The sequence below is a fragment of the Mastigocladopsis repens PCC 10914 genome (assembly GCF_000315565.1).
Taxonomy (GTDB): domain Bacteria; phylum Cyanobacteriota; class Cyanobacteriia; order Cyanobacteriales; family Nostocaceae; genus Mastigocladopsis; species Mastigocladopsis repens.
This window is the reverse complement of the sequence record NZ_JH992901.1, coordinates 2,745,461-2,759,042: the sequence shown is the minus strand read 5'-3', so window position 1 is coordinate 2,759,042 and position 13,582 is coordinate 2,745,461. Positions and strand designations below refer to the sequence as shown.

General features: G+C 44.8%; 12 protein-coding genes. 3 read left to right on the top strand and 9 right to left on the bottom strand.

The window, feature by feature from the left end; all coding sequences use genetic code 11:
- Positions 1-181: 181 nt before the first annotated feature.
- From MAS10914_RS0114445 to MAS10914_RS0114435, 3 genes are all read right to left on the bottom strand, one after another.
- Positions 182-1,894, bottom strand: coding sequence for a diflavin flavoprotein (locus MAS10914_RS0114445; protein ID WP_017316652.1), 1,713 nt, complete (start codon positions 1,892-1,894; stop codon positions 182-184).
- Positions 1,895-2,023: 129 nt separating this feature from the next.
- The gene (locus MAS10914_RS0114440; RefSeq protein WP_017316651.1) at positions 2,024-3,748 is read right to left on the bottom strand and encodes a diflavin flavoprotein; all 1,725 of its coding nucleotides are present in this window, start codon (positions 3,746-3,748) and stop codon (positions 2,024-2,026) included.
- Positions 3,749-4,109: 361 nt separating this feature from the next.
- Positions 4,110-5,528, bottom strand: a complete 1,419-nt coding sequence (locus MAS10914_RS0114435; protein WP_017316650.1) for an FAD-dependent oxidoreductase — start codon at positions 5,526-5,528, stop codon at positions 4,110-4,112.
- Positions 5,529-5,606: 78 nt separating this feature from the next.
- Between MAS10914_RS0114435 and MAS10914_RS0114430 the strand changes: the two genes are divergently transcribed.
- Entirely contained in the window at positions 5,607-6,404 is a 798-nt protein-coding gene (locus tag MAS10914_RS0114430) for a pantothenate kinase (protein WP_017316649.1), read from the top strand.
- Here the strand turns inward: MAS10914_RS0114430 and MAS10914_RS0114425 are convergent.
- Both MAS10914_RS0114425 and MAS10914_RS0114420 read right to left on the bottom strand, forming a co-directional pair.
- Complete coding sequence (locus tag MAS10914_RS0114425) at positions 6,367-7,203, bottom strand: alpha/beta fold hydrolase (protein ID WP_017316648.1); 837 nt, start codon at positions 7,201-7,203, stop codon at positions 6,367-6,369. The two genes, MAS10914_RS0114430 and MAS10914_RS0114425, sit on opposite strands and share 38 nt — an antisense overlap.
- A gap of 142 nt (positions 7,204-7,345) precedes the next feature.
- Positions 7,346-7,840: an NUDIX hydrolase gene (locus tag MAS10914_RS0114420; protein ID WP_017316647.1), complete on the bottom strand. Its 495-nt coding sequence runs from the start codon at positions 7,838-7,840 to the stop codon at positions 7,346-7,348.
- A gap of 348 nt (positions 7,841-8,188) precedes the next feature.
- Here MAS10914_RS0114420 and MAS10914_RS34975 point away from each other — a divergent pair, with 348 nt between their 5' ends.
- On the top strand, positions 8,189-8,353 hold the full coding sequence (locus MAS10914_RS34975; protein ID WP_016875490.1) for a hypothetical protein: 165 nt from the start codon (positions 8,189-8,191) through the stop codon (positions 8,351-8,353).
- 77 nt (positions 8,354-8,430) lie between these two features.
- On the opposite strand, the gene argH is transcribed toward MAS10914_RS34975, so the two are convergent.
- The 3 genes from argH to MAS10914_RS0114400 all read right to left on the bottom strand — a co-directional run bounded on the left by argH (position 8,431) and on the right by MAS10914_RS0114400 (position 10,993).
- Positions 8,431-9,819, bottom strand: coding sequence for an argininosuccinate lyase (gene argH / locus MAS10914_RS0114410; RefSeq protein WP_017316645.1), 1,389 nt, complete (start codon positions 9,817-9,819; stop codon positions 8,431-8,433).
- Positions 9,820-9,905: 86 nt separating this feature from the next.
- Complete coding sequence (locus MAS10914_RS0114405; RefSeq protein ID WP_017316644.1) at positions 9,906-10,139, bottom strand: hypothetical protein; 234 nt, start codon at positions 10,137-10,139, stop codon at positions 9,906-9,908.
- Between the two features lie 263 nt (positions 10,140-10,402).
- Positions 10,403-10,993 (bottom strand): DUF411 domain-containing protein, encoded by a 591-nt coding sequence (locus MAS10914_RS0114400; protein ID WP_017316643.1) that lies wholly within the window; start codon positions 10,991-10,993, stop codon positions 10,403-10,405.
- 157 nt (positions 10,994-11,150) lie between these two features.
- Here MAS10914_RS0114400 and MAS10914_RS0114395 point away from each other — a divergent pair, with 157 nt between their 5' ends.
- Positions 11,151-12,572 (top strand): WGR domain-containing protein, encoded by a 1,422-nt coding sequence (locus MAS10914_RS0114395; protein WP_017316642.1) that lies wholly within the window; start codon positions 11,151-11,153, stop codon positions 12,570-12,572.
- Between the two features lie 189 nt (positions 12,573-12,761).
- Here the strand turns inward: MAS10914_RS0114395 and larB are convergent, their stop codons facing one another.
- A complete protein-coding gene (gene larB / locus MAS10914_RS0114390; protein ID WP_017316641.1) occupies positions 12,762-13,547 on the bottom strand; it encodes a nickel pincer cofactor biosynthesis protein LarB in 786 nt (261 codons plus the stop codon).
- Positions 13,548-13,582 lie beyond the last annotated feature (35 nt).

The following is a 13,582-nucleotide window of genomic DNA, read 5'->3' as shown; positions in this document are numbered from 1 at the left end:
ACCTATAGACAGGAGATTACCTGCACGAAACACTTACTTAGGGGCGATCGCTCTAGTTTTATGGGGCTATCAAAAATCTACTTAAATTCATAACATTTATCTGGAATCATATCTTTATCTATTAGCAATTCAAAAAGGGCGATCGCACAAAACTATCACCCCTTTGAATCTTCCACTCGCCTTAATAATGATTCCCTGATTTACGTTGATGCACAGCAGTGACACCATCGTTATCGAGAACTTTACCTTGATCTACGGTGGCATAAACAAGCCAGTGATCGCCTACTTCCATGCGGTTTTTTACGGAACATTCTAGGTAAGCTAGGGCACCAGTAAGAATGGGGGAGCCGTTTTCGGCTTCTTCTGCGGATACACCCTCAAATCTGTCTTCTCCGGGACCAAAGGGTTTGAGAAAATGCTTCATCAACCCTATGTGATTTCCTTCTTTAAGAATGTTGAGAACGAATTTGTTCCCTGAGTGCGTCAGTAGTTCCACAGCGCGGTCTTTAGCCACAGCAATTGTTAAAGCCGGGGGATTAAAGCTTGCCTGAGAGACCCAAGAAGCTAACATTGCACTGGATATATCGCCTTGCTTTGCTGTCAGAATAGACAGTGAACCAACAACGCGCCCGACTGCTTGTTCAGTAGTTGTAGCGGGTTGGCTAGGAGTACGCACTTTTTTGGCTTTCTTCAGCGCTTGGGCAAAGTCGGTTCCCGCTTCTTCACACATTTGCAGGGTAGCATCATCGGGTTTAAACTTCACCCTGATGGTTTCAAAACCAAAGCGATAGCCAGCGTCTTTCAGTTTACCCTCAATAATATCGACTGCTTCCCCACTCCAACCGAAGGAACCAAAGACACCAGCAAGTTTATTGTTCGTAGCAGTAGAAAGAACAATACCCAAAGCTATTTGGATGGGAGTCGGTGCATGACCGCCAAGGGTAGGAGAACCGATAATAAAGCCAGATGATTTTTCGACCGCCGCACGGATTTCTTCTGGGTCAGCAAATTCGCAGTTGATTGATTCTACAGCAACGCCTGCTTTTGTCATGCCACGTGCGATCGCCTGGGCAAGAGTCGCTGTGTTTCCATACGCCGAAGCATAAATCAAGGCGACAGATGTATCCTGCGATGTTTGCTGCTGACTCCACTGGCGGTAAGATTTCGTCAAGTCAATTAAGCTATAGCGCACCAGAGGACCGTGACCAGTCGCATACATCCTCACGGGTAGGTCGCCAAGTTTATCCAATGCTGTTTCAACTTGACGGGCATGAGGAGCCATGAGACAATCAAAATAATAGCGCCTATCTTCGCTAAAGATTTCCCAGCCTTCATCAAAAACTTGGTCGCCACAGATATGCGCCGCAAAAAGCTTATCTGTATAGAGAATTTCCGTCTGTGGGTCGTAGGTGCAAAGTAGGTCTGGATATCGAGGATTGGGGGTGGGGATAAACTGTAGATCATGTCCTTTACCCAAATCCAGAGTTTCTTCTCCCCGCATCACAATGACTGGCAAATCAGGCTTTTCCAGTGCGCTACGCAAATTTTTTGCCCCTGGGTTAGAACAAACAAAGGTGATTTGTGGTGCGAGTTCCAGTAAAGCTTTTAAACTTGCGGCACGGTTGGGATTAATGTGACCGAGAATGACGTAATCAATATTTTTGACATCAAATCGTTGCTGCAAAGCTTGCAGGTATATTTGCGTAAATGTTTCTCCTGGAGGGTCAATGAGGGCGATTTTATCTCCTTTGATGAGATAAGAATTAGCCGTTGTCCCTTTTGCAAGAGCGTATTCTATTTCAAATCTGAGGCGTGTCCAACTGCGGGAACGAAGCACAGTTGTGTCTGTAGCGATGGGGAGAACTTGAACGTCACGAGGTTTTGTAGATGTCATAGCTTTTGGAAGAAAGAAGAAGGAACCGCAGATGCACGCAGATAAACGCAGACAAACACAGATAATTTATCTGTGTGCATCTGTGTAGCCTACGGCACGGCTTACGCCTACATCTGTGGTTTTTTATCTCTAGTAATGATTTCCGACTTTGCGATGGTGGACTGCAGTCAACGCATCGGGTTTGGAAACCCGTCCTGCGTAAACGGTGCTGTAAACAATCCAATGGTCGCCACCATCCATGCGACTGATCACTTCGCACTCCATATATGCTAAGGCATCAGCAAGGATGGGCGCACCGTTTTCGGCTGGCTGGGTTCTGACTCCTTCAAAGCGGTCAGCACCAGGGGCGAAGCGTTTGAGGAAGTGTTTCATAAGTTGCTGATAATTACCTTCTTCAAGGGCGTTGAGGACAAATTTATCGCCTACTTGCATGAGTGATTCAATTGCCCTATCTTTAGCAACGGCGATTGATATTCCCAAGGGTTTGAAGCTGGCTTGACTGACCCAAGAGGCTAGCATGGCGCTGGATACATCACCTTTTTTGGCGGTAATGATGTACAATCCGCCAGTGATTCTCCCTAATGCTTTGTCGAGGTCAGCACCTAAGGATTTCATCTGCTTGATGCTGCGATCGCGTGTTACCCACTGTCCTAAGTCTGTCCCCGCTTCTTCACACTGCTTGTAGGTGATCTCTGTGGGCGTTTCTTTTATCCGAATTCCTGGGAAGGCTGGTATCAAACCCAAATTTCGGAATTGACTCAGCAACGGGTCAATTGGTTCGTCATCTCCACCGCCTGATTCAAAGACGCCTACTGCTTGCTTTTCATGAACTGAGCCTAAAATGGTACTAATGGCAGCTTGGATATGAGCAGCACCAGAAGCTGGAGGTATTCCGACGACAATCCCAGCAGTGCGACCGACAAGTTCTCGCAACTCTTGTAAATCTACTCCGCCTCGCAAGTCTACCATTTCTACACCGACGCCAGTTTTGGTAATACCGCTGGCAATTGCTTGAGTCAGGCGATCGCTATAACCGTAATCTGAAACGTAAAATACTCCTACACTTGTTTCTGCCTTTGCCTGTGTTTTGCTCCAATTGCGATAGCGTCCGGTCAATTCCTCAACATTGTGGTATAATAAGGGTCCATGACCTGTGGCAATCATGCTGATTTTTTCTAGTTCACCCATCCGCTTGAGGGCAGACAGAACTGAACGGGCATTGGGAGCCATCAGACATTCGTAGTAATATTCAAAATCTGCTTCAATCGTTTTTAAGTCTTCGTCAAAGGTGCTATCTGAGCAATAGTGCATCCCAAAAGCATCGCAGGTGAAGAGAGTTTGGGTTTTGTGGTCGAAGCTGAAGATGGTGTCGGGCCAGTGTAAATTGGGTGCAATGACAAATTCTAGTTCGTGTCCGTTACCCAAATCGAGGCGATCGCCATTTTTCACAATTTGCCGCTTAAAGGGACGATGCACCAAATTCTCCAGAAACTGGATGGCGACTTTAGAACCAACAACGGTGACATCCGGCGCAAGTTGCAGAACATCTTTCACTAAACCGCTGTGGTCTGGCTCAGTGTGGCTGATAATTAAATAATCAATATCTGCTGGATTAATCAGACCATTCAGAGTATCTAAGAACAATTGGCGAAACTTTTCATGCGAAGTATCGACCAATGCTATTTGCTCACCACGTATGAGGAACGAGTTGTAGGTAGTACCATTTTGCAGACCGAACTCAATGTCGAAGCGATCGCGATCCCAATCCAAAGAACGGATTGCTGTCGTTTGGGAGGCAATCTCGACAGTCTGCATGGTTAGCTTTTTTTTGGTTTTTTCGGTGAGCGCTACCATAACTATTCTCCTTAGCAATTGAGTATTTATTACTCTGTCCTTATTGTGACACGAGTTATTTGTAAAGTTTTATTAAAAAATCTATAGATGACTTAAAAAAACTAAAACTGTCAGATAGTCGCTTACAGGCTGGAAGCTTAGACTGTCAAACAAAGTTCGCGAAACAAAGACTAGAACATTACAAAAGTGAAGTTACAACCACAGATGCACACAGATGAATTATCTGTGTTCATCTGTGTGCATCTGTGGTTCCATCATAAAATTGATTTTTGCAAGAGTTACTACGCAAATAAAGCTTGCAGAGGCAGGCTTAACTCATAGCCCATATTTCTCAGGTATCTGAAGCAAGAAGATAATATTCCTAGTTTACTCCTTGCCTCAGGGCTTTCTCCTGATTCCTACTTTGATTTAGCAACGTCCCTAAAACTTGTACTAAAATATCAGGCGCAAAAAGCGTCCTTGAAGGCTTGACCAGATGTGTCACTTCTGCAAAACTGCGGTATATCTTGGGATTGCTAATCGATAGCAACATGATTTGATCCATGTATCGGTGCATCAGTTGGGTGATTTTGTCAGGATGACCGCCAGAGGTAGTTTCCCAACGGAAATCTTCACCTGTTGCCATCAACCAGGGAGTTTGCAAAACTTTAGATAGCTGGTTTTGAAAGTTCTTAGTTAAACCCGTGAAGTTGCCCTTTCGATACCGGAATTGCTCCTGTAAGCACTCTTTAAGGGTTAAAGCACTCAATGCAGCAACAGTCATACCCTGACCGTAAACAGGATTGAAGGCACAAACAGCATCCCCAATTGCCAGCAATCCTTCTGGCAACCTAGAAAGCTTTTCGTAATGACGCCAGCGATTCTCTGTACGCCGATAGCCATAAACTGGAGAGAGGGGTTTGGCGCTTTGAAGTGCGTCGTAAATCACTGGGGTGCGGAGGCTGCGGACAAATTCCATAAAGCCAGCTTCATCAGTAGGTGGATAGTCTCGACCGATACCCGATACGAGTACTTGCCAACGGTTGCCTTCGATGGGAAAGATGACACCTCCACGCTTATCATGGGGTGGTTTTGCAGCCACCACTAGCGCCTTCCAATCAGCCTGTAAACCTTCTGGGCGTTCATACCACTGGGTACTGTAACCTAAAAAAGAGTTAATGACGGTTTCAGTAGGAGGTTCATAACCAATTTCTTCTAACCACTTGGGCTGTTGAGAATTGCGTCCACTGGCATCAACAATCAAATCGGCTGCTAATTCTGTTGTGTGAAAATCATCACAACCGCATAATTCTACTCCTTTGACTCTGGAATTGCTATTGTCACTCAGCAATCCCTTTACCTGAGTTGTTGGCAAAAATTGCAGGTTGCTATAGTTACTCAAACGACGACGCACTACCCATTCTAACAAGGCACGACTACAAGTGCGAGTAATTAAGTCTGAAGAACCACCGGATACCCAACCCCACAAATTCAAATAGGTGCATTCTGCTACCCAGTCTACACTAGGCGCACCAGCAGCTGTCACTTCAGCCTCTATACCTGGAAACAGTTGCTCGAGAATGCGTTGACCTTGGGTTAGCAGTACATGGACGTGATGAGCTTGGGGTACACCCGGACGAGTTTCTGGTTCCTGCGGTAAGCGATCGCGTTCCACCACAGTAACACGCTCAAAGTGTTCTACTAAAATTCTCGCTGCCAGTAGTCCAGCCATGCTACCGCCAATCACTACGGCATGACTTCCATTGCGGATGTTTTGTTGTGCCTCTACGTAGGTAGACATTATGCGTTTACCAAATTTAAGATTTTTTAGAGTGTAACTCTGTTCAGAAGCGCTCTTTTTATCTTGATTTTATAGTGAATGGCTAATAGCTCTTTCTGGCTAGCTTTGATGATTGGAAATTCCCGACTGCATTGGGCGCACTTTGCAGGCGAAACCCTGATTCATGCTTGGGATACAGACTATCTACCAGATCAGCTTGTGCAGAAACTCTCTCAATCTCAAACACTAGAGGACTTAGCAGCCTACCTCCCCATCTCCCCCTCCTCCTCTCTCCCCCTCCTCCTCGCCTCTGTCGTTCCCAGTCAAACGGCACTGTGGCAAACTTATCCTAATGTTCGCATTACTACCTTAGACCAAGTTCCCATCAAGGGGATGTATCCCACACTAGGAATTGACCGCGCCTTGTCTTTATGGGGTGCTGGGAGGAACTGGGGTTTCCCCATGCTGGTCATTGATGCCGGGACAGCACTGACGTTTACAGGTGCGGATACTAACCAGTATTTAGTAGGAGGTGCAATTCTTCCAGGACTTGGCTTGCAACTAGCGACTCTTAATCAAAGAACAGGACAATTACCAAAAGTTGAACTTCCCCAGCAACTTCCCCAACGGTACGCTTTGAATACTCAAGAGGCGATGCAAAGTGGGGTTATTTATACTTTAGTTGCAGGGATAAAAGATTTTATTGAGGCGTGGTGGCGCGATTTTCCTGATGGGAATGTTGCGATTACTGGGGGCGATCGCACTTTGCTGGTAAACTATCTGCAATCTCAATTTCCTGAGATTGCAAAGCGTTTAATTGTGGAGCAAAATTTGATTTTTTGGGGAATGCAAAAAATAGTTATGAATGATGAATTTCATAGTTATTTTCACTCTTGATAAAGTCGCGAATATCCCCAGCCACAACTCCACTACAGGACTCTGGTAAATTATCCCCTGCGTGGGCGATCATTTTCAACTCCGCTTGAGGAATGTATTGAGCGTAAGCCCGACTCATCTCAAGAGCTTCTTGGCTGTCTTTGCCACCTAGTAAAATGAGAACTGGCGCTGTCAACAAGGACAATCGCTCATGCAGCAATTCTGCCTGAATTTCTGGATGCTGACGCTCGAAGAGGAGTTGGCAGGCGGTAGGATATTGCAGCATCACCTGATGAAAATGCCAATCCTGTTCAATTGTTTCATTCAAACCAAACATTTTGGTTATGGGACGAAGGAGTCGCAACAATTGAAAAACCAGCGGTGAACGCTTCACTATCCGCTGCAATTTCTGCCAACGCTTTTTCTGTCCTTCTATCTCTACACCCTCAGGCGCTAGTAGCACCAAACCATAAATTTGTTCTGGATACTTTAAAGCATAACTAGCAGCAATCCAACCCCCAAGGGAATGTCCTACCAAACACACCTTTTCTTGCTTCAAGGCGTGCAGCAATTGTGCTAAACACTCAACTTGCAAATCAATTGAATAGTGGACGTTTGGAAACTCTGACTCACCAAATCCTAATAAATCTGGAGCAAAGCAATGGAAATCCCGCGACAGCATCTCCATGACAGGAACCCATTCGCTGCTATCATTCCAAGCACCATGCAAGAAAACTATAGAAGTTCCTTCACCAATCTCACGCCAGAAAAGTATCCCTTGAGAAAGCTTGATCCGGGAGTTACGCAATAGAGAATCCATATATTTAGTTATTTAATATAAGAGTTATCTTTAGCAGATTTTGAATTGAAAAATTGTTATTTGTTAGTTGGTAGTAGTTAGTTGTTATTTAAATTTTCTACTAACGACTAACTACTAAGCACTAACCATTACCAAAATACCACTAAGCCAACGTTGTCAAACCATTTAGATAGTCTTGCAACTGCTGAGAGTGGTCGTGAGACATCTGTCCTGGAGGTAGGGAATTGAGTGGAAACGCTTGGATTTCCATCACTTCCAAAGTATCTTGAATTTGCATTTTTCCCTGAACTTCTGCTTCAACAACGATACAAATTGAATGGATTCTAGGATCGCGATCTGGTGCGGAGTAAACACCGACTAAACGCCGAATTTTCACCAGTTCCAGTCCGGTTTCCTCCATCAATTCTCGTTGGATAGCACTAGGTACATCTTCTCCCCAGTCCACCATCCCTCCTGGTAATGCCCAACGACCATTATCGCGCCGCCGGATCAACACAATTTGACCATCTGGCAAAATCGGGATAATACTCGTACCGGGGATGGGATGACGGAAAATAATACCCAGCACGGTTTGTCCAATACGCCATAAGTTACGTGTGGACTGAAAAGCCACAGCAAAAAAAGCAAGAACGTTCAATTTTCAAATGTCTGTTTTGTACTGGAGAGTTCCCCCGCCACTCACACTTTCTCAGATAAGATTCTGAGTTTTGTATTATACAATAGTGCTCATAGCTTCGGGTCTTATTCTAACGATTACCGCAGAATCTAAATTGATTCTACCATTTGCAATACGGGAGACACCTTAGGCAGAGTCATGATTCTAGAAAGCTATTGACATAATTAATTTGAATGCGATAAAATTAACAACCGTCTGAAATATGTCAGTTGCTAAACTAGGCTAAAACTATATAAGTAATACCGATAAATGTTATTGCCTACATATAGCCTAGAGGCAACTTGTTTGTTGTTTATTAATGAGGTGAACATGGCTAAGCGCCGCAATCCGAAAAAAGAAAAGGCGCTACGGAACCAGGCATATGCCCGAAAGTTTCGTAAACGGACGACAACAGGACGTTTCCAAAGAAGGTTCCAACAACGACCACCGAAGAGCGAAGAAGATGAGGGCGCAGCAGCAGTCGATGCTGAATAGGTTCTCTATTCAAAATGTTTTTTGCCCTATAGCTCTTTGAGGTATCAGGGCGTACATTATTTGTGCGCCCTTGTTGATTATTCAGCAGTGATTTGAGTGCGGGCGGCAAGGAGTGCTTGCTTGACTTGGGCAAAACCTGTGCCACCGTAGCTATTACGAGCTGCAACCACTTGCCGAGGTGATATTGCCTCGTATATATCTACTGCAAATACTGGATGCAGTTGTTTCCACTCCTCCAAGCTTAAATCTTTGAGGAGTTTTCCAGCAGCAATACTGGTTTTTACCACTTTGCCCACTAGATTGTATGCTTCTCGGAAGGGTACACCTCGTGCAGCAAGATAGTCTGCTACATCCGTAGCATTAGAGAAGTCTTCTGTGACTGCCTCTGCCAAGCGCTGGGTACGAAATTCTAAACCTTCTTGGAGTAAAATCGTCATTGCTTCTAAGCAAGCTTTGACAGTGTTAACACTGTCAAACAAGCCTTCTTTGTCCTCTTGCAGGTCTTTGTTATATGCCAAGGGTAAGCCCTTCATCATGACCAACATTGCCTGGAGATGTCCAAATACCCGTCCAGTTTTCCCCCGTACCAATTCCGGTACGTCGGGGTTCTTCTTTTGGGGCATAATGCTGGAACCAGTAGCGCAGCTATCCTTGAGACTCACAAAGCGAAACTCTTCTGACGCCCAAAGAATGACCTCTTCTGAAAGACGGCTGAGGTGAACCATAATGAGGCTGGCAGCACAAAGAAATTCGATCGCAAAATCGCGATCGCTCACTCCGTCGAGGCTATTAGCATAAACTCCATCAAAATGCAAGAGTTGGGCTGTGTAGTGACGGTCTATGGGGAAAGTCGTTCCAGCTAAAGCACCGCACCCCAACGGTGAGATATTGACTCGCCGAGAAACATCTTCTAAACGTTCCCAATCGCGTTGCGCCATATGAAAGTATGCCAGCAAGTGGTGAGCCAAACTTAGAGGTTGGGCGCGTTGCAAATGAGTATAACCGGGAATCAGCGTTTCAACGTGTTTTTCCGCGATATTTAGTAAAACTTGTTGAAATTCTCGCAGTTGGTTGCGGATTTGTTGGATTTGGTCGCGGAGGTACAGTCTGGTATCAGTCCCTACTTGGTCATTGCGAGAACGTGCTGTGTGTAGCTTTTTACCTAAATCGCCTACAATTTCCACAAGCCGCCGCTCAACGGCAAAATGTATGTCTTCCGCTTCAATACCTGGGTGAAATTTGCCTTGGCGATATTCTTGGCGAATTTGTTCCAAACCTGCAACCAGTTGCTCTCCTTCTTCTGGGGAAATAATGCCAGTGTGAGCCAGCATTTTGGCGTGAGCTTGAGAGCCAGTGAGATCGTACTCTATTAATTCGATGTCAAAATGAATACTAGCATTAAACCGGGCTATTGCAGGATGCAGTGCTGATTCAAACCGTTGACTCCAAGTTTGTTGTTCTGTCATAGGCGCAAGGGTAGTGCTTAGTAGATAGTGGTTAATAGATAGTAGTACTCTTTAATAACTAACAACTAAGAACTAACTAATGGGTTTTAACCGTAGCTTGTCAAATTCCGAATCATATACCCAAGAACCAATCCAATCAACAACGCCCAAGCTTGACCGGTCTGCACAAAATGTGTAAAAGCTTTTTGGATTTGACCTAAAATATCTGGATCACTGATGTTTTGAGCCACCACCTCTGCATTTACCGCATAGTCTAGTGATACAAAAATAGCCAGTAAAAAGCTCAAGGTAAATGCTGCCAGTACAATCCAACGCTTCATTTCTAGCCTCGGTATTTATGAGCATCACCGTCATAACCTTAAAGTTTAGGTAATGCCAACCGCAATTTCTCGGCTATCTGCAAAAATCTTCTTTAAGAAGAACTGAGTTGTCAGAACACAGAACTCAGAATAAGTTAATAGGCATTTAAAGAAGCATGTAGCAATCCTAAACGAACCGCCAAGACGCCAAGAACGCCAAGGAAGAGAGAGGTAATTTTGTACCGGGAAGGGAGAATCAGCTTCTTGATGAGTAATTAGTTATATCAAGAGGCTGGATACTTGTTAAATACCATCACTGCGTCCTTGCGATCAAAGGAAAACACGGTAAATGGGTCTTTTTGATTCCCTATTTCCATTCCAGGAGTACCTACAGGCATTTGGGGAACAGATAAGCCGAGCAAATTTGGCTTTTCTTGAAGCAGGCGTTTGATGTCGTCTGCTGGGACGTGTCCTTCAATGACATATCCATTAACAATTGCTGTGTGGCAAGATGTCAAATTATCTGGCACGTTGTACTTTTGTTTTACTGCTTCAATGTTAGGTGTGGGAAAATCTTTGATTGCAAAACCCTGTGCTTTTAAGTGGTCAATCCATCCACCACAACAGCTACAGTCGGGACTGCGATACACAGTCACTTCTGGTGTGATTTGTGTATCATTTTGGATGCGATTAGTGAGGCTGACAAGTTGAGTATTGAATGCAGCAGCAGTTGGAGGAGCGATCGCATAACTCATAAAAGCCGTGCTTCCCAAGATGCCTAACATGCCTATCGTTAGCACTACTGCAACAGCAAAACGTATCACGATGGGACGCAACCATTTTTGCCACCAATAAATCAATTGTTTCTGCGTCATCTGAAATTTCCTAAATATTTGCGGGTAACACAGCATTCGCTCTTGAGAAACTGAGCGCAAATTATCGACACAGTGCGATCGTAGCAGTTAGAACCGAATAAGGATCGTCAAGATGCCTATGGTCTGAAGATTTAAATTCGGTTTGTTGAAAAATGTTATGGCTGAAGAAAAGACATACTTAGAGCTTTCAGAAGCGAATGGAGGCTCGCACAAGTTTTATCAAGTCATCGTCAAAGAGACTGAAGTCATTATAAGTTATGGTCGTATTGGTGACTTAGGGCAAACTCAGAGCAAAACTTACCCCACTGCTGACAAAGCGAAAGCGGAAGCGACTAAGAAGATTAACGAAAAACTGAAAAAAGGTTATGAACACGCTGTCATAGGTGTGCGCCAGAAGCGTCCTGTGACACGACGCCAAGTCACCAGTAATGCCTCAACAGCAAAACATGCGCCTATTCTGTGGAAATTTAACTCGGCTTCAGCAGCCTTTGGGATTTTCATTGACACTAACCGTTGCTGGGTAGGCAACCAAGCAGGTCAAGTTTTTGCACTTAACCATCAGGGGAAAGTTGTCAATCAGTTTAAACTCCCTGATGGTGTTAAATGTTTAGTTGCGGATGATGTTTGGATTTACGCTGGTTGCGATGATGGCAACGTCTATGACCTCACAGGTAAGTTACCACGTCTTGCCTACAAAATTGATGAAAATGTTGATATTTTTTGGCTAGATATCAAGGATGGCTTATTGGGAGTTTCTGACGCTAACGGTAGTGTCACAACAATTGATCATGATGATGAATCCCAGTGGACTCGTTTAAGCCAAGGTGATTCTGGCTGGATGGTGCGTTGTCACGAAGCTGGTATCTATCACGGACATAGCAAGGGCGTGACGATGTACGATTACAAAGAGGGTCGGATGCTTTGGCACCAAAAGACTGGAGGCTCTGTGCTATTTGGTTGGCAACAAGGATCAGCCGTTTATGCAGGCACAAGCGACCATAAAGTTTACTCTTTTAGCAACAAAGGTGAGGCAAAGGCAGTTTACAAGTGCGATGCAGCAGTGTATTCTTGCGCCACTACACTTGATGGTCAATATGTGTTTGCTGGTGACAACAGCTCTTCAGTTTATTGCTTTAATCAAGTAGGAGAACGCCTTTGGAAGCTTGCCACTGGCTGCGGTTCGGCTTTATCTATGCAGTTTTTAGATAATTGCATTTATATCGTCACTACAGATGGTTCTCTAGCTTGTATCGATGCTAGTGAAGCAGCAATTAAAGCCGCGCAAGAGGGTATAGTTCCCCAAGCAACTATGATTAAAGCACCTACATCCGGGGGAACAGCACCCTCCGCAGTCTTGGAAACCACAACAGACACTAGTTTGGGGGTGATTGTTGAGTGTATTCGTGAGGGAGGTAAACTGAGAATTCGGGTTGTGTCGCCAGGATATAACCCTAATTGGAATGTACAGTTTCCCAAAGATATGCGTCAAGAGGGCGATCGCTATCTTGTTCAAGAAGTGCGTCAGTCAGCTAGTGGTTGTTTCTACCGTGCTTTTGGTGATATTAAAAAATTGATTTAGCTTTTTAGTTCCTTATGCCCCGGTTTCTTTAAGAAATTAGGGTATCGTTATTCAAGAATCATTTAGGACTGTAATAGCAATCCTAAATGATTTGTGAACTTAGCTTTTTTTATAAACCGCAGAGGACACAGAGGAAAGAGACGAGAGATCACAACTTCTGCATGGATTGCTAATTGCTATATATACAAACTAAGTGTTTAATGATGGTCTTAATTTATTAGCCGTCCGCAAAATTTGCCCCGCCAATACTGCTGCACCAAAGCCATTATCGATATTCACCACACCGACACCCGCAGCACAAGAGTTGAGCATTGTCAATAGTGGTGCTAAACCTCCAAAACTTGCGCCGTAACCGATGCTAGTGGGAACAGCTATGACAGGACAATCTGCCAAACCTGCAACCACGCTGGGTAAAGCGCCTTCCATCCCCGCGACAACTATTAACACGGATGCTGATTCGATGACATGGCGGTTGTTTAGCAGACGGTGAATTCCTGCAACTCCCACATCCCAAAGGCGCTGCACACGGAAACCAGAAAGTTCTGCGGTGAGCGCAGCTTCCTCAGCAACGGGTAAATCAGCAGTGCCAGCAGAAAGAATCCCGATTGTTCCAGGATACTGTGGTTCAATGGTAGGAGGTGCGATGGCACAAATTCGCGCCGAGTCGTAGTAGCGCAGACCATGAACTTTTGTTTCCAGTGCGGCAAAAACATCTGGTTCTATGCGTGTTGCCATGACCACTGGGTTGCGCTGGCGCATAGCTTCCATAATTTGAGCAATTTGGTCAGGAGTTTTACCTGGTCCCCAAATGACTTCTGGGAAGCCAGTTCTTAAGGCGCGGTGATGGTCAATTTTGGCAAACTCGCCGACAGGTTCATAACTCAAGTGTTTGAGTTTTTCTAATGCTGCATCTGGGGTGATGTTACCATTGGCAAGGTCTTGCAGGAGCGATCGCAAAGATTTGTCATCTGTCATTTATCCCTTTTCCCTTATCGCTTGTTCTATTAACT